Here is a 25,819-nt window from a genome sequence, read left to right as displayed (position 1 = left end):
GTTGGGCGGTTCAGTCCTTGACAGCGCCGGCGGTCACCCCGGCGGCGACATACCGCTGGGCGAGGACGAGGATCACGGCGGCCGGAAACGAGGCCAGCACGGCGGTGGCCATGATCGCGTTCCACTGCTGGTTGTTGTTGCCGATGTAGTGGTAGATGCCGAGGGTGATCGGCTCGTGGGCGCCGCCGTTGACCAGGGTGCTGGCGAAGACGAAATCGGACCAGGCCCACAGGAACGCGAACAGAGAGACGGTGACGACGGCATTTAGGCTCATCGGCAGCACGACTGACCAGAAGGTGCGCAGGGCCTTCGCTCCGTCCACCTGCGCGGCCTGGAGGAGTTCGCCGGGGATGCCGGACATGAACGCCGTGAAGATCAGCACCGCGAACGGCACGGCCAGGGTCGAGTCGGCGACGATCAGGCCGGGGACCGACTGGAGCAGGCCGAGCTGCAGGTAGACGGCGTAGAAGCCCATCGCCATGATGATGCCGGGGATCATCTGGGCGGCCAACAGGACGAAGCTGAGGATGCCGCCGCCGCGCGGGCGCAGCTTGGCAAGCGCGTAACCGGCCGGGGCGGACAGGGCGACGGACAGGACGACGGTGCCCAGACCGATGACGAGGCTGGTGCCGAGGTAGGGCAACTGCTCGTCGAGGACGGTGCGGTAGCCGGCCAGGGTGCCGTGCAGCGGCAGCATGTCTGGCGGGCTCTTGCGCATGTCCTGGTCGCGGGTGAGGGAGACGTTGACCATCCAGTAGACCGGGAAGAGCATGATCCCGGTCAGCACCACGCCGATCGCGGTCTTCACCCAGGTATGCACTGGTCCAGCAGCTTCTCCCAGTCCGAGGTCTTGTCGAACTGCGGGTAGGGGTCCCAGATCGTGTACGTGCCGCCGCCGGCGCCGTTGCTGTCGCTGCTGCCGGAGCCGGAGGAGCAGGCGGTGGCGGTGACGGCCACCGCGAGGGCGGTGACGGCTGCGGCGGTCAGACGGCGCTGTCTGGAGGTGCTGTTCATCGTGAGGGTTCCTTTGTTCTGGGCATGCCGGTGCCGAGGCAGGGGGCGGTGAGGAGTGGCGGGCACGGCGAACGGCACTTGCGGACCGTTCGGGCGACCGTGAGGTGAAGGGTCGAGGAGCAGAGCTACGCGGGTGCGGTCACAGCGCGGTGCCGGTCCCGGCGGGTCCGGTACTGGCCCGCAGGGAGATCGGCGGGGCGAGGAGGTGGTGCCGCGGCGGTGCGTCGGGATGGTCGAGGCGCTCCACCAGCAGGTCGACGGCGCGCCGGCCCATCTCCTCCGCCGGTACGTCGGCGGCGGTGAGCTGTGGGGTCACCGTCTCGGCCCACCGGCCGGCGACGACCCCGGTGACGGAGAAGTCACGCGGCACATGGCGGCCCGCCTGGGCGAGCCCCCGGTAGAGGCCGCCCAGCGCGGCCTCGTTCAGCGTGACCAGACCGGTGGTGGCCGGCTCGTCGCGCAGGATCTCTTCCATACAGGCCTGGCCGGAGGCCGCGTCGTCCCCGCAGCAGTACGTCCGCACGGTCAGACCGCGCTCGGCCGCGGCCTTGGTGAAGCCGTCGAGGCCGCGGTGCGCGGACTCGTACCCGGCCCGCAGCAGCTGCTCGGGCCGGTTGACGAAGGCGATCCGGCGATGGCCGAGGTCCGCCAGGTGGTGGACGCACGCCGCCGCCAGGGCGGTGTGGTCCAGGCCGACCCACCAGCCACCTTCCGGGTGGGCGGTGCGGCCGATGGCGACGGCCGGGAAGCCCAGCTCTGCCAGGTGGTCGGCCCGGTCGTCCGCCAGCCTGATCTCCATCAGGATCGCGCCGTCGACGCGCCGCTCCCCCAGCAGCCGCTGGAAGGAGCGGTCGCTGTCCACGCCGCTCGGGGACAGCAGTACGTCGTAGTCGTGAGCCGCGGCGGCCTCCACCACACTGCCGATGAAATCCAGCTGCATCCCGGTGTAGTGGTTGCCGGCCGGCGGGAACACCAGCCCGATCGTGTTGGTGCGGCCGTTGGCAAGGGCCCGGGCGCTCGCGTTCGGGCGGTAGCCCAACTCGTCGATGACCTGCTGGATCTTCCGGCGCGTGTCGTCCGAGACCGGGCGCTTGCCGCTCAGCGCGTACGACACGGTGCTCCGCGAGACACCGGCCCGTCGGGCGATCTCACCGATGTTCACGGCGGCTCCTAGCTCGAACCGGTTCGACTTCTCGGCGGAGAGAGTACTCGTCGGCTCACGAGAGTGGGTGGTGGAACGTGACGCGGATCCGATCGTCGAACCGGTTCGCGTGAAGTGAACGTAGAAACGGGGGCATCCACTGTCAACACCCTCGACGAGACTTTCATATCCGGTAGAAGGTCCGGTTTTCGCTCGGGGGATTGAGGGTCAGGATTCCATGGTGCTAGCTTCCCCGAACCGGTTCGATGAAGTGATCCTTCCGGCGACCGCAAGGCGGTTCCGCACCTCCGCTGGAACCGAAGGGCCCGCCCTCCCGCCGACCGGGCGACTTCTCCTGCTACCGCGAGCTCTGGATCGAACCGGTTCGATGCATGTCGACACACCATTACGCCGATACACGAGGATTGAGGACGCGATCCATGCCATCCGCTGACAGATCCGCCCGGCGCCGGGCCGCGGCCGCAGTGGCGCTGACCCTCGGCGCGGGCCTGCTGGCCGCTCCGGCCGTGCCCGCACAGGCGGCCGGCGTTCCCCAGCCCACCGCCCACTACACCTTCGACCAGGACGACCTCGCCTCCGGCAGGATCACCGACAGCTCCGGCAACGGTCTGACGGCGACCCTAGTCAATGCCGCCACCGCCGAGTCGGTCGCGGGCGCGGACGGCGGCAGGGCGCTGTCCCTGCCCGGCGGGGCACCCACCTCCGACGGGGCGTACGTCCGCCTGCCCCGGGAAGTCCTCGGCGACGCGAGCGACTTGACGGTCTCGGCCCGCGTGAAGTGGGGCGACGACAAGTCGGCCTGGCAACGGATCTTCGACCTGGGCACCGACACCAGCACGTACTTGTTCACCACGCCGTCCAACGGCAGCGTGCTGCGCACCGCCGTGACCACCGGCGGCGGCGGCGCGGAGGCACAGGTCTCCGGCTACGCACCGCTGCCCGCCGACGGCTGGCGGACGGTCACCGTCACCCTCGACACCGCCGCCCAACGGGTCACCACCTACCTCGACGGCGTCGCCGTCTCCTCCGCCGCGACGACCGTCAGGGCCAAGGACCTGCTGGACGGTTCGGCCACCGCGGCCGGCTACATCGGGAAGTCCTTCTACCAGGACCCGCTGCTCAAGGGCACGATCGACGATTTCACGGTCTGGCACTCGGCGCTCACTGCGGAGCAGGTGGCCGGTACGGTCGGGGCCGTGCCCACCCTCGTCCAACTCTCGCAGACGTCGTTCGAGGTCCGTACGACGACCGGGAGCGCCCCGTCCCTGCCCGCCACGGTCCGCGCCGCCTTCTCCGACGGCTACGACCGCGACACGCCGATCACCTGGGACGCCGTACCACCCGAGAGGTACGCCCGGCCGGGCACCTTCACCGTGACCGGAACCGCGTCCGGGCAGACCGTGCGGGCAACGGTCACCGTGGTGCGCGAGGGGGCCCTCACCGTCGACCTCGGCTCGGACACCGGCACCTTCCACGGCGGCGCCTCCGGCACGCTCTACGGCGTGTACGGCCCGGACGTCCCCACCAGCAACCTCATCGAGGGCATGGGCCTGCGCACGATCTCCACCAAGGCGCAGGACGGCCCGCAGCACCCCGGCGCGGACGCGCTGGACGTGGTCAAGCCGCTGGCCGACGCCACCGACGGCGACGTGTACATCTACATGACCGACATCAACCGCGGCTTCCCCTACGAGTGGCCGGGCGGGACTCCGCAGGAGAAGCTCAAGCTCTACGAGGAGAAGCTCGCCGAGCAGGTCGACCAGGTCCTGCAACTGCCGCAGCAGTACCGGGACAACATCGTCTTCGTGCCGTTCAACGAGCCCGAGGGCAACATGTTCGGAACCGGCGAGTGGAGCTACGACAAGGTCAGCTGGCTGACCGACCCGAAGGACTTCTTCGCCGCCTGGGACTCCGCCTGCAAGCTCATCAAAGGCAGGATGCCCGACGCCCGCATCGCCGGCCCCAACACCAGCGTCCTGTTCGACCATGTCAAGGGCTTCCTCACGCACGCGCTGGCCGCCGGCACCCTCCCCGACGTCATCACCTGGCACGAGCTGAGCCACCCGGAGGCGGTGCGCCAGAACGTCGCCAGGTACCGGGCGTGGGAGCAGGACCTGTTCAGGGGTACCGACCGGGAGGGCACCCGACTGCCCGTCAACATCAACGAGTACGCCTTCAACTACCACACCTCCGTCCCCGGCCAGATGATCCAGTGGGTGTCCGCGATCGAGGAGTCCAAGGTGGACGCCGACATCGCGTACTGGAACATCGACGGCAACCTCTCCGACTCCGCGGTGCAGTCCAACCGCGGCAACGGCCAGTGGTGGCTGCTGCACTCCTACGCCTCGATGAGCGGGCACACGGTGAACGTGACACCGCCGTTCCCGAGCCAGAACTACACCATGCAGGGAGTGGCCACACTCGACGAGGAGAAGAAGCAGTCCCGGCTGATCTTCGGCGGGTCCACCGGGAAGGGGCACATCACCTTCGACAACCTGCCCAGGAAGGTCTTCGGGGACAGCGTCCACGCCTGGGTGAGCGAGATCGACTGGAGCGGGCAGGTCGGCGACAACTCCGGTCCGAAGCTGCTGACGGAGACCGACCTGAAGGTCGGTGATGACGGGAAGGCCGTCGTCGACTTCGGCGACGGCACGCTGCCGAAGCTGAAGGAGTCCTCGGCGTACGAGATCGTCCTCAGCCCGGCCGGCACGGCACGGGGCACCCGGTCAGCGCCGGTGCGCTGGCAGGGATCGTACGAGGCGGAGGACGCCGCCCACACCGGGTCGGGCTATTCGAGGAACGGCCCGGAGGGGTCGACCAGCGACGTGTCGAAGTTCTACACCTCCGGCGGCTACGACGTGGGCGGCCTGCGCACGGGCTCGGACGTCACGCTGGACTTCCCCGTGGACGTGCCCGAGGACGGCACCTACGACCTGAGCGTCTTCGCCAACTCCCTCAACACCTTCGACAAGGTGAAGGAACAGGGACCCACCAACGTCTTCCTGCGGGTGGACGGCCAGGCGGCGGGCGAGCAGGAGCTGTACCTGCCGCTCGGCTACAAGTGGGTGGTGTGGGACCACACCGACACCACGGTGCGCCTCACCAAGGGCAGGCACACCCTGACACTCGCCGCGAGGAGCGTCGACGGCAGGCGCGCCACCAAGGGCGACGCCATCGTCGACCGACTCACGCTGTCCCTGCCGGACGCGTCGGCGGCCACCGAGGTCTACGAGGGCGAGCTGGCCTGGACGAGCGGTGGGGCCCGCCCCGTCTACGACCTGCCGAAGCACACCCCGGCCCCCGCCACCGGCTCCGGCGCGGTCCGGGTCGCGAAGCACCAGACGGCCACGTTCTGGGTCTACTCCGCCGCCGACCGCGAGGCCACCCTCAGCGTCGACACCCTCGGCGGCGCGGACGCCCGGCTCGCCGTCAACGGGCACGACGCCCTGCACGTCACCAAGTCCAGGCACGCGGTGGCCGTCTCCCTCTCGGGCGGCATCAACAAGGTGACGGTGACAGGCGGTTCAGGCACCACGCTCGTCGACCGGCTGACGGTCACGCCCACCGACGGCACCCTCAGGTCGCGTACGTACGAGGCGCAGGACGCCAGGCTCGCGGGCACGGCCACGCTGACCCCGCTGTCCCTGGCCACCGACGGCACGGCGATCACCGGGATCGGCGGCGACCCGGGCAACGGCAACACCGCGACGTTCACGGTGGCCGCGGACAAGGCCGGCCTGTACTCGCTGCGCATCCGCTACTCCAACCCCGAGCAGTCCGAGGCCACCCACTACAACCCGGACCCGCTCGCCCGCCACGCCGACATCACCGTCAACGACGGCGAGGTACACCGCGTCGGTTTCCCCCACACCTTCCACCAGAACAACTTCTGGGAGCTGACCGTCCCCGTCCACCTGAAGAAGGGACAGAACACGATCGCCTTCCGCTCCGAGGAACTGCCCGACTTCGACGGCACCACCTACGCCTCGGACACCTTCCCCGGAGTGCTGCTCCGCTCCCGCTACGCGCCGCTGATCGACCGGATCACCGTCACGCCGTACGCGCGCGAGGTGCGATGAGGTGACTGACCACCGGCACTGAAGGGCATGCAACGGCTGTACCACCAGCAGACGAAGAACATCCTCACTTCCTACAGCCCGAAGAAGCTCGGGTTCTTCTAGAGCCTCGAGTCGGTTGCCCGGTGGGAGCTCTGCCCCTCCGGGCACCGCGGGGTTGTTCTGGCACTGCTCGTATGTGTTCGCGGATTGTTGGTTAGGGTGAAAACCAGAGCCTGACGCGCGGCGGTTGTGGTCGCTGGAGGGTGGGTCGGACACAACGGGGGGCTCGCGTTGGATCGCCTGGCAGGAGCGGCGCGCGCGATGCTGCCCCCGTCGCTGCGGGTGTGGCTCGGTCTGGTCGCGGCGCTCGCCACACTGGTGGTCTTCGTACTCGGGGTCCTGTACGCCGGCCACGGCGAGCCCAGCAGGGTGGACGGATGGATCATCCGGCCGACGGCGGACAGTGTGCGGCCGCCGTGGCGGCACGTCGCTCTGGCCCTGGACTTCTTGGGAGAACCCGCGGGATCGACGATGCTGATCGTGGCCGGTGCGGCGGGCTGCCTGCTGCTTCGGCGTCCCCGTGCGGCGGTGCTCGTCGTGGCCGGCGCCGGCCTCACCGTGGGGACCACCACGCTGCTCAAGCACCTGGTGGGACGCACCATCCACGGCGACGGCAACCTGTCCTACCCGAGTGGGCACACCGCCTTCTTCACCGCGCTCGCCCTCATGGCCGCGCTGCTCGCGACCGGTCGGCTCGGCCTCGGCGGGAAGGCGGGCATGTCCCTCGTGCTCGCCGCGGCGCTGGTCGCCGGCGCCACCATGGGCTGGGCGGAGGTCCGCCTGGGCGCGCACTACCCGACCGACGCCCTCGGCGGCTGGTGCACCGCGCTGGCGGTGGTACCGGCGACCGCGTGGCTGGTCGACCGGACGGCCGACCACATGACCGACCGGACGGCGCTGCCGCCGGCCGACGCCGGTCGGCGGGAGCGCCGCTGACGTCACGTCACGCCAAGCGGCGGAATACGGGCTTCACCGCTCGCCCGGCCAGCCAGGGGGTGGGATCGGCGGCGTCCAGTGCCTTCCGGTACACCCCGCATGCCTGGGCCACCACGTCGATGGTGCGGTCGATGTCCGTGTCGTCGAGTGCGCTGCTCACCACGAACGACGGGGCGAGCACACCGCCCGCGAGGAGCCGGCGCAGGAACAGGGTGCGGTACTCCTGCGACGGCCGCAGGTTCTCGTCGAGGGTGGCGAACACCAAGTTGCTGGCCCGGCCCCGGACGACGACGTGGTCGCCGACGCCCATGGCGGCCGCGGCGTCGCGGACACCGGCGGCCAGCCGCTCGCCGAGGGCGTGCAGCCGCGCGGTGACGCCCTCCTCGACGTAAGTGGTCTGCACCGCCATCGCGGCTGCCAGTGAGTGCGTTTCCGCACCGTGCGTGGTGGACAGCAGGAACACCCGGTCGCCGGTGCCACGCTGTCCGCCCCGCTCCATCAGGTCCCGGCGCCCGGCCAGCGCGGAGATGGCGAATCCGTTGCCCAGCGCCTTGCCGAACGTGGAGAGGTCGGGGACGACGCCGTACAGGCCCTGGGCACCCGCCTCGGACCAGCGGAAGCCGGTGATCATCTCGTCGAAGACCAGTACGCAGCCGTGCCGGTCGGCCAGTTCGCGCAGGCCGGCCAGGTACCCGGGCGGCGGCTCGGTGTGGGTGGCGGGTTCCAGGATCAGGCAGGCGATCTCGTCCGGGTAGCGGGTGAGCAGTTCCTCCGTGGCGGCCAGGTCGCCATAGGGGAAGGACACGGTGAGCTCGCTGGTCGCCGCCGGGATGCCTGCGGACATCGGTGTGGTGCCGATGAACCAGTCGTCGACGGAGAAGAACGGATGGTCGGCGCAGAGGGCCACCCGCGGGCGTCCGGTGGCGGCGCGGGCGAGGCGCACCGCGGCGGTGGTGGCGTCGGAGCCGTTCTTCGCGAACTTCACCATCTCGGCGGTCGGCACCGTGGCCAGGAAGCGTTCCGCGGCCTCGACCTCCACGATGGACGGCCGGACGAAGTTGCTGCCGCGGCCGAGTTCTCGCCGCACCGCCTCGAGCACGCGTGGGTGCGCGTGGCCGAGGCTGACCGACCGCAGGCCGGAGCCGTACTCGATGTAGCGGTTGCCGTCGACGTCCCACACGTGGGCACCGTTGCCGTGGCTGATGACCGGGGCCAGGTTCTCGGGGTACTGGTCGTCGCCCTTGGCGTAGGTGTGCGCGCCCCCGGGGATCATGGCGTGCAGCCGCTCGTTGGCTGTCCGCGACAGGGGCAGGTCGAGCTCTTCGGTGTCCACGGGGACCTCAGCTTTCTCTGTGCTTCAGGACCTCGGCGAGGCTCGGCGCCTCCCGGTCCCGTCGGGACATCAGTGCGGCCGGCAGCGGCCACGGAATGGCGAGCTCCGGGTCGTCGAAGGCGATCGTGACGTCCTCGGCCGGATCGTGCGGGCGGTCGATCCGGTAGGACGTGTCGGCGGTCTCGGTCAGTGCCTGGAAGCCGTGCGCACACCCCGCCGGGATGTACAGAGTTGTCTGTGTCTCGCCGGACAGCTCGAAGGAGGCCCGGCTCAGGTAGGTCGGCGAGTCCGGGCGCAGGTCCACCACGACGTCGAAGATCCGTCCGTACGAGCACCGCACCAGCTTGGCCTCGCCGGCGCCGGAGCGCAGGTGCAGGCCGCGCAGCACGCCCCGGACCGAGCGGGACACGCTGTCCTGGACGAAGGCGTGCGGGTCGAGGCCCACCGAGCGGACCACGTCGGCGTCGAAGGTGCGGCAGAAGAAGCCGCGCTCGTCGGCGTACGGCGTCGGCTCGAACAGGTACGCGCCGGCGATCTCCGGGACTTCGGTCGCTTTCATGGAGACTCCTGCCGAGGACGGGCGTGGGTGTGGGCATGGTCGTGGGCGGTCGCCGGGAACAGGGCCGCGGTCAGGGCGGTGAACTGGTCGTCGAGTTGCCGGGCGGCGGCCAGGTTCCGCTCGGCGAGGGTCCCCCGCAGTTCGGCCGACCGCTTCTCCAGCGCCCGGAACTGCTCCAGCAGCCGGTCGGCGTCGACCTCGCGGGCCGGGTGGCAGTAAGCGCCGAGGCCCATCCGGGCCATGAGCGCGTCGCTCTTCGCCGCATAGCTGAGGGCGAGCACCGGCGTACCGGTCTTCAGCGCGCAGATCAGGTTGTGGTAGCGGACCGCCACCACGGTGTCGGCGGCCGCCATCTCCTTCATCAGGTCGGCCAGTGAGGCCGGTTCGGCGGCGGTGACCAGCGGTGAGTCCACGGCGTCGAGGATCGCGGCGACCACCGAGGCATCGCACTCGTCGCCGGTGAGCAGCCGGACCGGACGGCCCTCCTCGACCAGCACGCGGACGAACCGGATCGTGCCGTCGAGGTAGCGCCGGTAGATCTCGTCGGCCCGGGCGCGGTCGTCGTTGCCGCCGTGGAAGTCCATGACACCGAGGCAGACCGGGCCCGGCGAGGTCGAGGGCGCGCTCGCCGGCGGTGTCGGCAGGGCGAACGCCAGATCCGGGTAGACCTCGTCGTGCGCGGTGTCCACGCCCATGGCCCGCATCGCGTCCCTGGATTGGGCGTCCCGGTAGGACCGGTAAGCGGCCAGCCGCCCCGACCAGCGGACCAGGGCCCGGGTGGGACGGTTGCGGATCTCGGCGGCGCCGACGCTGACCAGCGCGACCCGGGTGCCCAGCAGCCGGCCGCTCGCGCAGAGCAGGAACAGCGAGTACGGGAAGCCCCAGGGCCGCAACGGCAGGGTCGCCTCCAGGACGCCCATGCCCGGCACGATCACCACGTCGTGCCGGCGCACCCAGGCGGCGGTGCGGAAGACGTCGACGAGTTTGCCAAGTCCCTTCGCGGCGATCGCGCCCGCACGTGAGGCGGTCCGGTACTCCGCGCGGTTCCAGTGCAGCCGTGTGGCGGGGATCCCGAACCGTGCCGTCACGGCCTCGGGCCCGCCGCACAGCGCGTCCACGACCGCCTCCGGGTGCTCGGCGCGCAGGTACCCGAGGACGGCTTCGAGCGACCCGTCGTTGCCGAGGTTGCCGGAGCCGAGCAGGCCGAACACCCCGACCCGCACCGGGGTTTCGTCCGTCGACGTCATGACTGCCCTCCCTGACGACCGGCGACGAGGGCGTCGACGGAGACCGTGAGCAGGGCCGGGTCGACCGGGGCGCGGTCCTCGACCCGCTCACCGGCACCCGGCCGGACCCGGCTGGTCATCCACGATGCCAGGTGGCCGTAGCACGCGCGCCGGTCGGCCGGGGACAGCGGCGCCCGCCGGATCGCCGAGGCGAAGCCCCAGACGTACTCCGCGAGCAGCCGGGGCGTCGGGTGCAGCAGGCCTGCCCGGCGCGGGTCCAGGTTGACGCACCGGGCGCGCTTGGACGGGTTCGCCCGCTCGGCGCGGGTGGGATGGTCGCGGCGGAAGTACAGCAGCTCCGGCACCTGGTGGAAGCGCCCGTGCAGGGTGATCTCGGCGACGAACGTGCGGTCCGCGTGGTGGTAGCTGTCCATCGGTTTCACCCTGCGCAGCATGTCGGCCCGCATCACCCCGTAGAAGTCGTCGCCGCCCGGCTCGAACAGCAGGCTGCGGAAGCGCTCCGGCGCGTGCGGGGAGCCGGTGGCAAGCGTGTACTCGTAGGGGACCGTCACCTGGCCGTCGCCGTCGATGACCGCCTGGTCGGTGTGCGCGAGGATCACGTCCGGCCGCTCGTCCAGCGCCTCGACGCAGCGCCGCAGCAGGTCGCGGCCGTAGAGGTCGTCGTGCGAGGCCCACTTGAACAGCTCGCCGCGCGACTCGGCGAAGACATGGTTGTGGTTCGGGGTGGCGCCGATGTTCCGGGGCAGCCGGTGGTACCGGATGCGGGAGTCCTGCGCGGCGTACTTGCGGCAGATGTCCTCGGTCCCGTCGGTCGACGCGTTGTCGGAGACGACCAGTTCGAAGTCCTCGTAGGTCTGGCCGAGCAAGGCGTCGAACGACTCGGCCAGGTACTCCTCGCCGTTGTACACGGGCAGGCCGATGCTCAGCCTGGGTCGGTCGGTCATGCGGTCCTCACTTCGGGGATGGGATGGCGGTGGCGCTCGCGCACGGCGGACCGCAGTTGCAGCCACCACACGGCCGAGCCGCTGAGGGTCGCGGCGGCGACGCCCCAGGCCGAGCCGGCCGTGCCGGCGACGGCCGCCCCGCCGAGCCCGCCGCCGACGTAGCAGGCGGAGGCGAACAGCTGGCAGCGCAGGCTGCGCCGGGCCGCGCCGAGCGCGCGCAGCCCGGCCGCCGCACCGGTGCCGAGGCCCGCTCCCGCGACGCTCAGGGTGATCTGCACGACGAGGTGCGAGGAGGAGTGCCAGACGTCACCGAGCGCCAGTTCGCCGAGCCGGCCCGGCATCAGAAGCAGTGCCGAGCCCCAGAGCAGTGCTCCGGCGGCCTGCCCCCCGCCGAGGAGGAGGCAGAACCTGCCCAGTTGGTGCGGGGCCCGCCGCAGCACCCGGGCCGCCTCCGGGACGGTGACCAGCGAAAGCCCCATCAGCACGGCGAGGAACGGGCCCATCAGGAGTTCGGCGCCCCGCACCGCGCCCACCGCGCTCACTCCGACGATCACGCCGAGCCCGTACGCCCGTACCTGGCTGGCGCCGCTGAGACTGACGTTCTCGACCAGGTACCGGTAGCCGAGGTCGCGCTGTTCGCGCAGCCAGCCGCGGGCCTCGGTCAGGCGGGGCCGGATGCCGGACTGGAGGTAGCCGTAGCCGGCGGCCACCGTGGCGGACGCGCCCCAGGCGAGCACGAAGGCGGCCACGGTGTCCACGTGGGCCGCCACCACCATGGCCGGGACGAGCGCGATGCCCCACACGATGTCGTTGAGGAACGCCTTGCGCCCCGCGCCGGCGGCGAAGAACGAGAACCGCCAGGCGTCCTGGAGGAGCAGTCCCGGCAGCATGATGCCCAGGGCGGCGAACGCGGGCCCCACCCGGCCGCCGAGGCCGAACCCGGCCGCCAGACACACCACGCCGAGGGCCGCGCCGACGCCGAGCGCGGTGCCCGTCGAGCGGGCCACCGCACCGCGCCAGGACGCGTCCGGCACGCCGCTGAAGCGCACCACGAGCGGGTCGGTGGCCAGGCCGCGGGAGACGTTGAGCACCACACCGTAGGTCACCCAGGCCAGGCTGAACACACCGAACGCGGTCACCCCCAGCGAGCGGGCCACGTAGATGCCCACCGCGAAGTTGCTGATGCTGGAGGCCGCCTGGTCGGCCAGCCCCCAGGACAGCCGGCCGACGAGGGCCCGCCTGGCGGACCGGGCCGGTGGCGCCGTCGTCCGCGGATTCTCCCCCTGGGTGGTCATGGGCGTCATTCCTTGACCAGGTCGGCGCCGCGCAGGGCATCGGCCGCGGCGGCCACGGTGTCGAACGGCAGCCCGGACCGCTCGGCGACGTCCAGCAGACTGTGCTCGCCGTCGGAGAGGTTGAGCACCCACAGCATGGCCATCTGGGCCTGCTTGGTGTCGCTGCGGCCGCCGAGCGCGTCGTACAGCCCGCGTCGGCCCAGTTGCGGTTCGCCGTAGGGGCTGAGGTTCACGTACCGCCGGTTGCGGTCGAGGACGCCGAACGCCTCCCGGCAGACGGCGAGGGTGTCCGCCATCGCCGCCGGGGAGACGAAGTCCAAATTGTCCGCGGAGGTGTGGTACTCGGGGTAGCCGGCGTACGGGGTCCGGGTGAGCGAGCCCACGCCCAGGTTGAACCCGGGCGAGCAGAACTGCCGCTCGTCGTAGCCGTACGGAGTGAACTCGGTGATGCGGTGCGGGCGTTCGGAAGCGGTCAGCACATGCCGCAGCACCCGGTCGATCTCCGCGTCGCCGCGCCTGCTCTGTTTGTACGTCAGTTGGCCCGGGTCCCCGGCGCAGGCGAGCACGAGGCCGTGCTTGACCCGGTCCACCCGCTCCGCGTTGCGGGCCAGCCAGGTGATCGCCCCGATGGTGCCGGGCGCGAACAGGAACCGGTAGGTGTAGTACGTCGGCTGCTCCGCAAGGGCCCGGGCCAGATAGGTGGCCACGGCGATGCCGGCCAGGTTGTCGTTGGCAAGCGACGGGTGGCAGACGTGGCAGGAGACGATGACCTCGTCGGAGACCTGCCCGGGGACCACGTACTCGGCGTAGGTGAGGTGGCCGTCGGCGAGGGTGGAGTCGACGCGCACCTCGTACTCGCCGTCCGGCATCGCGTCCAAGGTCTCCTGGGCCAGGCAGAAGCCCCAGTCCGGCTTGTAGTAGCTGGTGCGGTACGGCACCCAGGACGGGTGGTCCGGCAGGGTGTGCAGGTGACCGCGCAGCTCGGCGAGGGACATGGTCGCCGACACCGGCACGCTGTAGCCGAGCACGTGCAGGCTGGACGCGGCGAAGTCGACGACCCGCCGGCCGGTGGTGTCGGCGATGTACGCGTCCCGGATGTTCCACTCCTGCGGCACCGTCCAGTCGAGCACCTGCGTCCCGGTCGGCACCTCGTGCACCTGCAGTGGGATGTACTCCCCGACGATGTCCAGGGTGGCGCGCACACCGTCGCCGGTGATGCTCCGGCAGAGCGGGTACATCCGCTCCACCAGCGCGTACATCTCCTCGCTCACGTCGGTCACCGGCGCCACCTGAGGGTGTCGTCGACGGCTCCGGCGTCGGACGCCGCGCGCAGCACGGCGAGCCGGGTGTAGCGCTGCTCGAAGTCCTCTCGGGTCAGGTCGAACGTGCGGTAGGCGTCGGCGAGTTCGAGCGCGCCCTGCTTCACCGTCCACTCGCAGTCGAAGCCGGGAATCGCGGCGCGGAACCGGGCGAAGTCCACCCGGTAGGACCGCGGATCGGCACCGTTCTCCCCCGTGATCACCACCTTCGCACCGGACACCGCCTCGGCGACCTGCTCGGCGATCTCGGCGACCGTGACGTTGTTGATCTCGCTGCCGATGTTGAACGCCCGGTCGTGCACCGCCTCGCGCGGCGCGGTCAGCGCGGCCGTGAAGGCCCGCGCGATGTCGGCGGCGTGCACCAGCGGGCGCCAGGGGGTGCCGTCGGAGAGCACAAGGACCTCGCCGGACAAAAGGGCGTGCCCCACCAGGTTGTTGAGCACGATGTCGGCGCGCAGCCGGGGCGAGTAGCCGAAGGCGGTGGCATTGCGCATGAAGACCGGGGTGAAGTCGTCGTCGGCCAGGGCGTGCAGGTCGTCCTCCACGCGCACCTTCGACTCCGCGTACGGCGTCACCGGGCGCAGCGGGGCGTCCTCGGCCACCAGGTCGTCGCCGCCGGCGGCGCCGTAGACCGAGCAGGTCGACGCGTACAGGAAGCGTCGCACTCCGGCGTCGCGGGCCAGCTGCGCGAGGCGGACGGACGCGTGGTGGTTGATGTCGTAGGTGAGCTCGGGTGCCAGTGAGCCGAGTGGGTCGTTGGACAGCGCGGCCAGGTGGATCACGGCGTCGACCCCGGCCACGTGCTCGGCGATGACGTCGCGCAGGTCCACCCGATACCCCTGCGGGTCCGCGGGCTGTGGGCCAAGGACGCAGTCGGCGAACAGGCCTGCGTCGAGGCCGACGACGTCGTGCCCGGCGGCCTTGAGGACCGGGGCCATCACGGTGCCCAGATAGCCCTGGTGTCCGGTCAGTAGTACGCGCAAGGTTTTTCAACCCCCCAGGTTGAGCGTGAGTTTGGTGACGGTGAACGCCTCGGCGTAGCGCGCGTGGCATTCGATGCCGCGGATCCGGGCGAGGCCGAGGAAGGCCTCCCGGTCGTACCAGGGCCGCTGCCGCTGCGAGGGGTAGTGCTCCTGCAGCAGCCGCACCTTCTGTTCGGCGGTCTCCGGAGCCAGCGGCTGGTACGCCGCCGGCCGGCCGAGATCGCCGTCCCACTTGACGATCTCGTAGCCGAGCACGAGGTGGTCACGGAACGCGGTGGGCAGTAACTGCGCCAGGCCGCGGTGGTCCTGGTGCGCGTCGTCGGTACGCGGCGCGAGGATCAGATCCGGGTCGGTCTGCGCGCGCAGCTCCTCGACCGCGGCCTTGGCCTCCTCCCAGTGCGCCGGCAGCCGGCCGTCCGGCAGCTTGAGCACGGTCAGCCGCAGGTCGGCGTCCGGGCAGAAGGCGGCGAGCGCGGCCTGCTCCTCCTGCTCGCGCTCGCTGCCGCCGCCGGAGAGCACCAGCGCGTCGACCCGGATGCCGGGCAGCGCCTGACAGAGCGTCAGCAGCGTGCCGCCGGCGCCGATGGCGATGTCGTCGCAGTGCGCGCCCACCGCGACGACCCGGCGCAGAGGTCCGGCCCCGAGCCGGATCACGCTCCGACTCCGGCGGTGTCCCGCTCCCACACGGCCCACGGGCGGTCGCCCTTCGCGTAGGCCTCGTCGAGCGCGGCCCGCTCCTTCACGGTGTCGGTCGGCTTCCAGAAGCCGCGGTGCTGGTGGGCCACCAGCCGTCCGCGCTTGGCCAGTTGGGCGCATCCGTCGGCGACCAGGTCCCCGTTCTCCGGTATGTGGTCGAAGACCTCCTGACGGAGCACGAAGTAGCCGCCGTTCTCCCACAGCGGCAGTTCGCTCACCGCGGTGATCCCTCCCACCAGGCCGTCCTCGCCCAGCTCCACACAGTGGAACGACGACTGCGGCGGCACCACCATCATCGACGCCCCGGCGTCGCGCGCGGCGAACCGGTCGATCATCTCCGGCAGCGGGGCGTCGGTGAGCACGTCGGCGTAGTTGGCGAGGAACATCTCGTCGCCGTCCAGATGGTGCCGCACCCGGCGCAGCCGCTCCCCGATCGGCGACTCGATACCGGTCTGCGCGAACGTGATCGTCCAGTCGGCGATGTCGGTGGACAGCAGCTCGGTCCGGCCGCCCCGCAGCACGAAGTCGTTGGACGCGGTCTCCTCGTAGTTGAGGAAGAAGTTCTTGATGTGGTGGGCGCCGTAGCCGAGGCACAGGATGAACTCCTTGTGCCCGAAGTGCGCGTAGTAGCGCATGACGTGCCAGATCAGCGGTCTCGGCCCGACCATCGCCATCGGCTTGGGGACGTCGTCGGAGGTCCCGTTGCGCATGCGCATCCCGTAACCGCCGCAGAACAGGACGACCTTCATGCTGTGACCTCTTTCGAGACGCCCTCGACAATGCTCAGTTCCGGGATGGGAAAGACGAGCCGGCCGCCCCACTCGTGCACGAAGGACAGTTGCTCGACGAGTTCCGCCCGCAGGTTCCACGGGAGGACGAGGACGTAGTCCGGCTTGTCGGCGGCTATCTGATCGGGTGCCAGGATGGGGATGCGGGTGCCCGGGGTGAACCTGCCGTGCTTGTAGGGGTTGCGGTCGACGGTGTAGGCGAGCAGGTCGGGGCGGATGCCGCAGTGGTTGAGCAGGGTGTTGCCCTTGCCCGGGGCGCCGTAGCCGACGACCGTCTCGCCGCGCTCGGCGGCCTCGATGAGGAACCGCAGCAGGTCCCGGCGTACCTTGGCCACCCGGGCGGAGAACTCGGCGTACCCGGACAGCTCCTGCAGTCCGGCGGCCTTCTCCCGGTCCAGGACGTCGGCCACCCGCCGCGTCGGCTCGCCGGCCGCCTCGGCCGGCCGGGCCCACAGCCGGATGGAGCCGCCGTGCGTGGGCAGCAGCTCGACGTCCACGAGCGCGAGTCCGCCGCTGGCCAGCGCCCGGATCGCGGACGCGACCGTGTAGTACTGGAAGTGCTCGTGGTAGATCGTGTCGTACTGGTTCTCCTCGATCAGGGTCAGCAGGTGCTGCACCTCGATGGAGACCCAGCCGTCGTCGGCGACCAGGGCGCGCAGCCCCCGGGTGAACCCGACCACGTCGGGGATGTGCGCGTACACGTTGTTGGCCACGACCAGGTCCGCGGGGCCGTGCTCGGCGCGGACGGCCGAGCCGGTGTCGGGGCTCAGGAACTCCGTGAGCGTGGGCACACCCGCCTCCCGCGCCGCGGCACCGACGTTCACCGACGGCTCGATGCCCAGGCAGCGGATCCCCCGGTCCACCACGTGCCGCAGCAGGTACCCGTCGTTGCTCGCCACCTCGACCACGAAGGCGTCGGGGCCGAGCGGAAGCCGCTGTACGGCGCCGGCGACGAACGTGCGCGCGTGCTCCACCCAGGAGGTCGAGTAGGAGGAGAAGTACGCGTACTCCTTGAACGTCTCCTCCGGCGTGATCAGCGGTGGGATCTGTGCGAGCCAGCACTCGGTGCAGACCCGCAGGTGCAGCGGGTACGCGGGCTCCGGCTCATCCAGTTGGTCCGCGGCGAGAAAGCTCTCGCATGGTGGCGTCGCCCCGAGGTCGACGACGCTCGCCATCGCTTCCGAGCCGCAGAGTCGGCATCGTGTCATCTGCTGTCCCCATCCCCCCTGCTCGCGCGGGTCTCCCCGCCGCGAGCCTGTGCTGACCGCCCCGCGATCGCGGTGCGGTACTCCTCCACCAGGCGCTCCAGGCCGACGGCCGGGCTGAAGCCCTGCTCGTAGCGGCGGCGGGCGGCCTGGCCCATCTCCTGGTTGCGGGCCGGGTCGGCCGCGATCCGGCGTAGGCAGGACGCGAGCGAGGCGGGCTCGCCCGGCCGGTGCAGCAGCCCGGTGACTCCGTCCTCGACCAGTTCGACGAAGGCGCCGTGGCCGGCGGCGACGGTCGGGACCCCGGCCGCCATCGCCTCCACGACCACCAGGCCGAACGCCTCCAGCCATGTCGAGGGAGCCACCACGGCGACCGACCGCGCGATGGCCTTCTGGCACTCCGCCGTATCCAGCAGGCCGACGTAGCGGACGTCGTCCCGGCCCGCCGCCCAGGCGGTCACCTCTGGCTCCAGCGGCCCCGTGCCGGCGATCACGAGCGGCGCGCCCACCCCGCCGCTCGCCGCGATCTCGTCCCACGCGGCCATGAGCAGTCGTACGCCCTTGGCCTCCGCGAGCCGACCGAGATAGAGCACGTGCTCTCCCCCGCCTTCCCGGCAACTGTCAGGGTCGGGCACGAAGTTGTGCTTCACCGCCAGCCGCTCGGCCGGCATGCCGGACCGCACGAGGACGTCGCGTTGTGCCGCGGAGATGCAGAGGAACCGTTCCACGCCGGACCACCACCGCCGCCGGTTGGCCGACAGGCTGACCGCGAGCGGCACCGTCGCGAGGCGGGAGTTGCGGTAGCAGCCGTGCCGGACGGCGGGCAGTGGTGTGGAGCCGACACACTCGGTGCACGGTCGGCCGTCGCGCTGGAGCGTGCCGGGCGGGCAGACCTGGGTGTAGTTGTGCAGCGTGGCGACGGCGGGCACACCGGCGTCGGCGCAGGCGGCGAGGACCGCGGGCGACAGGAGCGGGAAGACGTTGTGGACGTGCACCACGTCCGGCCGGCCGGTGCGCAGCCGGGCGGCGAGTTCCGTGCGGACCGCCGGGTTCCAGGGCACCAGGAGCGGCACGGCGACCTTGCCGAGGAGGGACCGGCCGGCGATGTCGTCGCTGCGCCGCTCGAACACCTCGACCCGGTGGCCGGCCGCGCGCAGCAGCTCCACCTCCTGGTCGACGACCTTGTTCTCCCCGCTCGGCTGCGCGGAGCCGTAGCGGTTGTGCACCACGAGGACGTGCATGGTCAGGTCACCTCCGGCCGTCTGGTGGGTTCGGGCGTCGAGAGAGGTGTCGTCGCGGCGGGTGCGGCCAGCAGCGAGGCGGCCAGGGCCAGATGGAGCAGATACGGCGAGGCGTCGCCGAGACCGGCCTCGGTGTACGAGGCGATCGCGCAGTAGCCGATCAGGAAGATCGCGCAGGCCCGCTGCAGCGACGGTGGCCGCAGCAACGCGACGGCGCCCAGCACGATGATGATCGCCGCGACGAGGGTGACGCCGATCAGACCCTGCTCGTTGTAGACGGCCAGCCAGCTGTTGTCGATCGGCAGCCCGCCGAACGACTTGTCGCCCAGGCCCACGCCGAGCCACTTCTCCGAGGTCGACCGGGGCGCGGCAAGGAGGGCGTCCCAGACCTTGGCCCGGCCGGTGAGGCTGGAGAAGTTCTCCTTGCTCTGTCCGCGCAGGAACCACGTCTGCAGGGCGGAGGCGAACCCCACCGCGGCCACCACGGCGCTCAGCACCGCCCAGGTGAAGAACCGGCGGGCGGCCGCGCTGGTCAGGATGAGCGAGCCGATCGCCAGCGCCAGCCCGATGAACAGGCCGAGCGTGGCCGTCCGGGTATGGGTCAGCGCGAGCAGCACGAAGGACGGCACGATGATCACCGCGGCGCTGGTCCGGTCGGTCCGGCGGCCCAGTACGAGCAGCACGGTCAGCCCGATGATCACCGCCGCATACTGTCCGATCTGCGGCGGGGTGAGCGGCCACAGCGCGCCGACCAGACGTCCGCCGTAGAGGTCGGGCAGGGCCGCGCCCGGTGAGACGACCAGGCCGGCGGCCACCGAGCCGAGCACCGCGAAGTACGCCCGGATGTGGTGGCGGACGAACGTCAGGCTGCCGTCCCACCAGCGGCTGAGCAGCCACAGGGTGCCGATGAAGAGGGCCAGCCGGAAACAGCGGAACAGCGCGCCGAACCCGGACTCCAGGTTCGCGCTGGAGATCACGCTCGTCACCAGCAGCAGGGTGAGCAGGAACAGGTAGGCGCTGGGCCGGACGCGCAGCCGGAGGTTGACCGCGAGGGCCAGCGCGAACGCGGCGACCAGGGCACCCATGGTGACCATCTGGATGAGGGAGCGCGGCAGCGGGACGATGGTCTTCGCTCCGGCGGAGCCGAGCGTGTTGAGGACCAGCAGCCCCCAGACGATCCCGACGATCCTCGGGGTACCGACAAAGCCCGGTTCGGCGCCGGACCGCGTGTCCGACGGTGTGTGCATCCGGGTGTCCATCTCAACCACCGGCCCCTGGGTCGATGGTGCTGCCCACGTCCTGCCGGTAGTCCGTGCCCTGCCACTCCGCGAAGTCGAGCACCCGGCTCGGGTCGTAGGCGACGAACTCCCACGGGCCGAGGTAGACGTTGTCGTGCCACCGGTTGTCCTGCTTGTGGGTGATCGCCTCGGCCACCTTCTCGCCCTTGTACGGCGACCAGTCCGGATAGGTGCCGTAGTTGGACAGCACCGCCATGCGGTCGCACAACTCCGTGCACTTGACCACGGACTCGTCGAGCACGAAGCGGTTGTGGTGGATGTCCACGCGCTGTGTCTTCCACCGGCAGTCGGCGTAGAGCGGTGCCTTGGCGATCGCCGGCTTCGCGCAGCGGTCGGCGTTCTTCACCAGCAGCGTGCAGTCACCGGACGAGGTGTTGGCCGGGCTGTTGCAGAAGCGGTCGGCGTTCTCCCACAGGGTGATCCCGGACCAGTTGTTCTCCAGCACGTTGCGGTAGATCTCGATCTTGCCGGTGCGGGCCCGGATCCGTGGTTCGCCGCCGGACTCGGACAGGTAGACGGTCGCGTACGGGAAGTTGTCACCGCGGTCGGCGTACCTGCGGCCCTCGGCCCAGTTGTTCCGCCGGATCGCGTTGTTCCGGATGATCGCGTTGTAGCTGGTCTCGTAGATCAGCGCGGCACCGTCGTTGGCCTCGAGCACGTTGTCCTCGATGAGGAAGTCGTTGTTGTCGGTGTCCGCCCACAACCCCGCTCCGCGGTTGTCGTGCACCCAGTTGCCGCGTACGTCGGCGCCGTTGACGGCCCAGAACTTGATGCCTCCGGTGCAGCCGCAGCCCTCCTGCCGCCGCTCCCAGTCGTCGGTGTTGTTGCCCACGATCTCGTTGTCCTCGACCACCAGATCGCTGATACGGCCGCCGCCCTTGTACGCGTTCATTCCGTACTGCCCGTTGTCGCGCAAGCAGTTGGCACGGACCCGCTGGTGGGCACCGGCCATCAGCCCGGCCCCGGAGTTGTCCTGGATCGTCGCGTTCTCGATCACCCACCCGTCGGCCGAGTCGTGGTTGACCACGCCCTCGTTCTGCGGTGCGACGAAATGCTGCACGGTCAGGTAGCGGATGGTGACGTCGCGGGCGGTGCCCGCGAACGCGTACTGGTTCTTCTTCCCGCCGTCGAGCACCGCGCCCGGCGCACCGAGGTAGCGGTCCCCCTTCTTGGGGATGACCTGGGCGTAGCGGTCCGGGTCGAGCCTGTGCTTGCCCGGTCGAAGCCAGAACGTGGTGTTCGGAGGGCTCTTCTTGGTCTTCGACGCCAGGTCACCGACGACCGCGGGGTCGACCGGCACCGCGCCCGCCGGCGCCTTCGACGGGCCGGCCGCGGGGTTGGCGCACACCCGGGCCACGGATCGGGCCGCGGACGTGGACGTGGACGGCGCGGCGGTCGGCTCCGCCGCCGGGGCGCCCGGCGTGCTCTCACAGCCGGTCGCCGTCAGCAGGGCCAGCGCCAGCGGTGCCGCCGCCAACGCCCAGTGCCGCCTCTTGATCACCACGGGCCCCCTAGCCGCCGAACCCGAGCACGGTGGTGAACCCGTCCGCGCCGTCGGCGGGGCTGGTGCCGGTGCCGATCAGCGTGGTGGTGGGTTCCTTGCGCCCGAAGCCCGCGGAGTACCAGCCCAGCGGCGGGTCGGTCTCGCCGCGATGCGCCCGCCAGGACAGCTGTGCGGGCAGGTCGAGCACGGCGGAACGCCCCTCGCCGTCCCGGATCCAGGTGAGCACCGCCCGGTTCCCCACCAGGTCCGCGGCGATCTCGGGGCCGAGGTGGAACGCCAGCCGTACGGCCCGGCGCGGGCCGCGTACCTCGTCGACCACCTTCAGCTCCTGGCTCGCGGCCGTCAGCTCCACCCGGCGGCGATGCACGGAGCCCCGGTACCCGTCGTGCTCGGCACACCAGCGGGCCACGCCCTCGCCGGAGGTGTCCGCGGTCAGGACGCGGGTGCGGGCGTGCCGGGTCCACAGGAACGGGCCACCGGAGACGGACTGGTCACCGCCGTCCAGTTGCAGCGTGTTGTGGCCGAGGGTCGACCGGAAGTACTGCCGCCACGCGGGCTGCCCGTGGTAGCAGTACGTCCCCGGGTCGGCGAGCACGTCGACTCCGTCGTGCCGGACCTCCACGGACAGCGCGTCCGCGTGGCCATGCGCGGCGATGGACAGGAAGCCGTGCGGACCACCGTCGCAGCGGCACCAGATCTCGCCCGGACCGCGCAGGACGGTGAGCCCCGCGTCCGCGAAGTGGGCGGGCCGCTGAGCCGGGCGGGACACGGCCGGTGCGGTTCCTTCTTTCGAGTAAGGTCGGATGAGCGCGGCCAGCAGCGGGGTGCGCACATCGGTGCCGGTCACCCCCGGCCACCAGTCGAGCCCGCCGAACACGGCGTCGCCGGTGGCAAGGAGCGAGGCCCAGCGGTCGGTGCCCGCGCCGTCCACGACCAGACCGTGCCCGTCGTCCGCGTCCCCCTGGCGCGGTGGCCGCAGCCGGCTGTCCACGACGGCCGCGAGTGCGTCGGTCATCCGCAGCAGCACCAGCCGGACGGAGGCGGGGACCGGCACGCCTGCGGCATCCGCCTCGGCCACCGCGGCCAGGCCGAGTTCCAGGACGAGTCCGTGATACTCGGTGGCCAGCTCCCGGTTGAGGCCGGAGGCGAAGGTGTTGCTCCGCAGGTGCCGCTCCAGCGAGCGCAGCGCGTCGGCCCGCCAGCGCCCCGAGGTGGGGAACCAGCCGAACGCGCAGGCCGCCGCGAGCTGCCCGGCGGCCTCGGCGATGACGTGGTTGTTCGCCGAGGACCCCCGGCTGGGGAAGGCGGCCAGCCAGCGCTGGTGGTGCCAGATCTGGTTCAGCGCCACCGGGTTGTCCTCGAACAGCCCGGCAGCGCCCGGCCAGTCGTCGAGCAGCCGGCGGATCCACACCCAGGACAGCAGCCGGATGCCCAGTTCGATGCCGCTGATCCAGTGCACGCCCCGCAAAGGGGGGTTGGCCGTCCACCACGACCGCAGATGCTCGGCCACGCGCTCGGCGTACCGCTCGTTCCCGGTGACCGCGTACGCGGCGGCGAGCACGGTGAGGTACTGGTGCCGGGACAGCTCCCAGATCTGCTTGATGTCCCCGACCGCGTCCTCGTTCCGGTACGGCACGTCGAAGGCGTAACCCCAGGGAGCCCGGCGCCCGGTCTTCGGGTCGCACCACCAGTCCGGGTCGGTGAGGTCGTCGCGGACCACCCCGAAGTACTCGACGTGCCCGTACATCAGCCGGTCGGCCTCGGCGACGAGACGCTTCGCGGCGTCCGGTGGCACCGCGGCAATCGTCCCGGCGGGCAGGACGGCGGTGAACCGGGCGCCGGTCACGCTCGGGCAGTCCGGCCGGGCGGACCGCCACCGCCGTCTGCGCACCGCGTCGCCCGCCCGGCCCGCGATCTCCCGCGGCCCCATCCGGGACAGCCGGCGCAGGTACCAGCCCGCGCTCATGGTCATCGGGCCCGCTCCAACGTCACCGGCGCGCCCGCGGCCAGGCCGGTCCGCACGGCGAGGGTGGCGGCGGTGGTCGCGACCAGCGACTCCAGCGGCACCGGCATCGGGCCGCCGGTCCGCACGGCCTTGATGAACGCGGCCAGTTGGGCGTTCTGGCCCTTGTCCCGGGCCCTGGGCAGCCGCGAACTGACCCACCGCTTGCGGCCGACCCCTCCGTCCACGAACACCGAGGCACGGACGAAGTCGTCGAGCCGCAGCACCTTGCCGTCCGCGATGAGGTCCAGCGTCTCCTTGGGGAAGCCGGCCGCACCGGTGGTGACGTAGCTGAGGGTGGCGGTGGACCCGTCCGGGTAGCGCAGCACGACCTGCAGGTCGTCGGTGCCGGATGGGGCGACCGCGTAGACCGAGACCGGGTCGGCGTCGAGCAGCCAGCTCGCCGTGTCGATGAAGTGGCCGCCCTCGCCGGCGAACCGCGAGCCCTCGGTGCCCTGTTGGAGGTACCAGCTGCCGTGCTGCAGCCGACCCGCGTTGACCAGGTAGCGCAGGCTCGCCGGACCGGTCCGGGCGCCGAACCGCTCTCTGGCCTCCTGCAGCAGCGGCGCGAACCGACGGTTGAAGCCCACCTGCAGCCGGTCGTTGCCGGACTCCTCCACCGCCGCGAGTACGCCGGCCAGTTCGTCCTCGGTGAGGGCCAGGGGCTTCTCCACGAACACCGTCTTGCCGGCCAGCAGCGCCTTTCGGGTCAGTTCGGCGTGTGAGCTGTGCCGGGTGACCACGAACACCGCGTCGACGGACTTGTCGCCGAGCACGGCGTCGAGGTCGGTGGTCGCCTCGGCGAAGCCGAACTTCCGCTGTGCGTTGGCCGCGGAGAGCGCCGTCGTGGTGACGACGGTCGACAGCTCGACGCCCTCGCGCTGTGCCAGGTGCGGCAGCAGCATCGACGTCGCGTAGTTTCCGGCGCCGACGAACGCGAGGCGCACCGGTGACTTGGTGGCCCGGGCCGGGGCGGGCGCTCCCCCGCTGCGGCGCACCGCGGGCACGGCCACCGCCGGGGCCGCCGCCTCCGCTGCTTCCTCAACGTTCTCCGGGTACCGGAACAGCACGGCCACGGCCTTCAGTTCGCCGTCCTTCAGCCGCCGGTACGTCTCGACCGCGTCCTCGAAGTCGGCGACGTGGGAGACCAGGGGCTCCACGTCGACGCTGCCGCGGGCGACGAGGTCGAGGAAGCACGCGAGGTTGCGGCGCTCGGTCCAGCGCACGTAGCCGATCGGGTAGTCGCGTCCCTCCAGCTCGTACCCCGGGTCGTAGCGCCCGGGGCCGTACGACCGCGAGAAGCGGACGTCGAGTTCCTTCTCGTAGTACGCGTTCCACGGCAGGTCCAGGCGGCACTTGCCGATGTCGACGACCCGGCCGCGGTCCCGGCAGAGCCGGGCGGCCAGCTCGACGGGCTGGTTGCTGCCGCCGCCGGCGGCCAGGTACACCTGGTCCACGCCGTGCCCGTCGCTGAGTTCGGCGACGGCGGCTTCCACGGCCGCGGACGCGGGGTCGCCGCAGGTCTCGGCGCCCAGGCGCTCGGCGAGTTCGCAGCGCGTCGGATCGGGGTCGGCGCCGACGACGCGGACTCCGGCGGCCGCGAGGAGCTGGACCACCAGCTGCCCGATCAGGCCGAGGCCGATGACCAGGGCCACCTCGCCGAGCTGCGGCTCGCCCTGGCGGACGCCCTGCATCGCGATCGACCCGACCGTGCCGAAGGCGGCGTGGCGCGGCGCGAGGCCGTCCGGCACCGGGGTGTAGAGGTTCTTCGGCACCCAGTTCAACTCGGCGTGCAGCGCGTGCTCGTTGCCGGCGCAGGCCACGAGGTCGCCGACCTTCACATCGTCGATGCCGGCGCCGACCTGCTCGACCACCCCGCACAGCGAGTAGCCCAGCGGCGTGTAGGAGTCCAGCTTGCCCATCACCTTGCGGTAAGTGGCGGGCACCCCGTTGGTGGCCACGCTCTGCATGACCTTGGCCACCTGGTCCGGCCGGGAACGGGCCTTGCCCAGCATCGACATGCCGGCCTCGGACACCTTCATGAGCTCGGTGCCGGTGGAGATCAGCGAGTAGGCGCTGCGGACCAGTACACCGCCCGGTTTGCACCCCGGCACCGGAACGTCGAGCACCGCCAGCTCGCCGCTCTTGTAGTTCTGTACAACTTGCTTCACCAGA

General features: G+C 71.3%; 19 protein-coding genes and 1 pseudogene. 2 read left to right on the top strand and 18 right to left on the bottom strand.

Translation table 11 applies throughout. From position 1 onward, the window contains the following. Positions 1 to 10 precede the first annotated feature (10 nt). The 3 genes and pseudogenes from AB0N16_RS34430 to AB0N16_RS34420 all read right to left on the bottom strand — a co-directional run bounded on the left by AB0N16_RS34430 (position 11) and on the right by AB0N16_RS34420 (position 2,176). Entirely contained in the window at positions 11 to 772 is a 762-nt protein-coding gene (locus AB0N16_RS34430; protein WP_365803912.1) for a carbohydrate ABC transporter permease, read from the bottom strand. Between the two features lie 44 nt (positions 773 to 816). Then, positions 817 to 1,014, bottom strand: a pseudogene (locus AB0N16_RS34425) (sugar ABC transporter substrate-binding protein); the annotation flags it as partial. A gap of 139 nt (positions 1,015 to 1,153) precedes the next feature. Further along, complete coding sequence (locus AB0N16_RS34420; RefSeq protein ID WP_365803679.1) at positions 1,154 to 2,176, bottom strand: LacI family DNA-binding transcriptional regulator; 1,023 nt, start codon at positions 2,174 to 2,176, stop codon at positions 1,154 to 1,156. Positions 2,177 to 2,595: 419 nt separating this feature from the next. Here AB0N16_RS34420 and AB0N16_RS34415 point away from each other — a divergent pair, with 419 nt between their 5' ends. Beyond that, positions 2,596 to 6,255, top strand: coding sequence for a LamG-like jellyroll fold domain-containing protein (locus AB0N16_RS34415; RefSeq protein ID WP_365803677.1), 3,660 nt, complete (start codon positions 2,596 to 2,598; stop codon positions 6,253 to 6,255). 300 nt (positions 6,256 to 6,555) lie between these two features. Beyond that, the gene (locus tag AB0N16_RS34410; protein WP_365803675.1) at positions 6,556 to 7,230 is read left to right on the top strand and encodes a phosphatase PAP2 family protein; all 675 of its coding nucleotides are present in this window, start codon (positions 6,556 to 6,558) and stop codon (positions 7,228 to 7,230) included. A 7-nt stretch (positions 7,231 to 7,237) separates the two neighbouring features. On the opposite strand, the gene AB0N16_RS34405 is transcribed toward AB0N16_RS34410, so the two are convergent. Genes AB0N16_RS34405 through AB0N16_RS34335 form a run of 15 tightly spaced genes read right to left on the bottom strand, consistent with a single transcriptional unit; the run spans position 7,238 to position 25,815 of the window. Continuing rightward, positions 7,238 to 8,563: a glutamate-1-semialdehyde 2,1-aminomutase gene (locus tag AB0N16_RS34405; RefSeq protein WP_365803673.1), complete on the bottom strand. Its 1,326-nt coding sequence runs from the start codon at positions 8,561 to 8,563 to the stop codon at positions 7,238 to 7,240. Between the two features lie 7 nt (positions 8,564 to 8,570). Then, complete coding sequence (gene rfbC / locus AB0N16_RS34400) at positions 8,571 to 9,122, bottom strand: dTDP-4-dehydrorhamnose 3,5-epimerase (RefSeq protein ID WP_365803671.1); 552 nt, start codon at positions 9,120 to 9,122, stop codon at positions 8,571 to 8,573. Beyond that, positions 9,119 to 10,369 carry a polysaccharide pyruvyl transferase family protein gene (locus AB0N16_RS34395; protein WP_365803669.1) on the bottom strand — a complete coding sequence of 417 codons (1,251 nt, stop codon included), beginning with the start codon at positions 10,367 to 10,369 and terminating at the stop codon, positions 9,119 to 9,121. The genes rfbC and AB0N16_RS34395 overlap by 4 nt, the downstream gene beginning before the upstream one ends. Next, positions 10,366 to 11,313, bottom strand: a complete 948-nt coding sequence (locus AB0N16_RS34390; protein ID WP_365803667.1) for a glycosyltransferase family 2 protein — start codon at positions 11,311 to 11,313, stop codon at positions 10,366 to 10,368. Before AB0N16_RS34390 ends, AB0N16_RS34395 begins: the two co-directional genes overlap by 4 nt. Next, a complete protein-coding gene (locus AB0N16_RS34385) occupies positions 11,310 to 12,608 on the bottom strand; it encodes a hypothetical protein (RefSeq protein ID WP_365803665.1) in 1,299 nt (432 codons plus the stop codon). The genes AB0N16_RS34390 and AB0N16_RS34385 overlap by 4 nt, the downstream gene beginning before the upstream one ends. Before the next feature lie 5 nt (positions 12,609 to 12,613). Next, the gene (locus AB0N16_RS34380) at positions 12,614 to 13,897 is read right to left on the bottom strand and encodes a DUF4910 domain-containing protein (protein WP_365803662.1); all 1,284 of its coding nucleotides are present in this window, start codon (positions 13,895 to 13,897) and stop codon (positions 12,614 to 12,616) included. Beyond that, positions 13,885 to 14,910 (bottom strand): SDR family oxidoreductase, encoded by a 1,026-nt coding sequence (locus AB0N16_RS34375; RefSeq protein WP_365803660.1) that lies wholly within the window; start codon positions 14,908 to 14,910, stop codon positions 13,885 to 13,887. The genes AB0N16_RS34380 and AB0N16_RS34375 overlap by 13 nt, the downstream gene beginning before the upstream one ends. 6 nt (positions 14,911 to 14,916) lie before the next feature. Next, positions 14,917 to 15,564 (bottom strand): PIG-L deacetylase family protein, encoded by a 648-nt coding sequence (locus tag AB0N16_RS34370; RefSeq protein WP_365803658.1) that lies wholly within the window; start codon positions 15,562 to 15,564, stop codon positions 14,917 to 14,919. Next, positions 15,561 to 16,355: a sugar phosphate nucleotidyltransferase gene (locus AB0N16_RS34365; protein WP_365803656.1), complete on the bottom strand. Its 795-nt coding sequence runs from the start codon at positions 16,353 to 16,355 to the stop codon at positions 15,561 to 15,563. Before AB0N16_RS34365 ends, AB0N16_RS34370 begins: the two co-directional genes overlap by 4 nt. Beyond that, the gene (locus tag AB0N16_RS34360; RefSeq protein WP_365803654.1) at positions 16,352 to 17,602 is read right to left on the bottom strand and encodes a class I SAM-dependent methyltransferase; all 1,251 of its coding nucleotides are present in this window, start codon (positions 17,600 to 17,602) and stop codon (positions 16,352 to 16,354) included. Before AB0N16_RS34360 ends, AB0N16_RS34365 begins: the two co-directional genes overlap by 4 nt. Beyond that, positions 17,599 to 18,840: a glycosyltransferase family 4 protein gene (locus AB0N16_RS34355; protein WP_365803652.1), complete on the bottom strand. Its 1,242-nt coding sequence runs from the start codon at positions 18,838 to 18,840 to the stop codon at positions 17,599 to 17,601. The genes AB0N16_RS34360 and AB0N16_RS34355 overlap by 4 nt, the downstream gene beginning before the upstream one ends. 2 nt (positions 18,841 to 18,842) lie before the next feature. After that, positions 18,843 to 20,087, bottom strand: coding sequence for an O-antigen ligase domain-containing protein (locus AB0N16_RS34350; protein ID WP_365803650.1), 1,245 nt, complete (start codon positions 20,085 to 20,087; stop codon positions 18,843 to 18,845). 13 nt (positions 20,088 to 20,100) lie between these two features. Further along, positions 20,101 to 21,642, bottom strand: coding sequence for a right-handed parallel beta-helix repeat-containing protein (locus AB0N16_RS34345; RefSeq protein ID WP_365803648.1), 1,542 nt, complete (start codon positions 21,640 to 21,642; stop codon positions 20,101 to 20,103). 7 nt (positions 21,643 to 21,649) lie between these two features. Further along, a complete protein-coding gene (locus tag AB0N16_RS34340) occupies positions 21,650 to 23,614 on the bottom strand; it encodes an alginate lyase family protein (RefSeq protein ID WP_365803646.1) in 1,965 nt (654 codons plus the stop codon). Continuing rightward, the gene (locus tag AB0N16_RS34335; RefSeq protein WP_365803643.1) at positions 23,611 to 25,815 is read right to left on the bottom strand and encodes a bi-domain-containing oxidoreductase; all 2,205 of its coding nucleotides are present in this window, start codon (positions 25,813 to 25,815) and stop codon (positions 23,611 to 23,613) included. Before AB0N16_RS34335 ends, AB0N16_RS34340 begins: the two co-directional genes overlap by 4 nt. Between the last annotated feature and the right edge of the window lie 4 nt (positions 25,816 to 25,819).

Origin of the sequence: Streptomyces sp. NPDC051105 (assembly GCF_040682795.1) — a bacterium.
In the GTDB taxonomy this organism is placed as follows: domain Bacteria; phylum Actinomycetota; class Actinomycetes; order Streptomycetales; family Streptomycetaceae; genus Streptomyces.
This window is presented reverse-complemented; position numbering and strand designations above follow the sequence as displayed.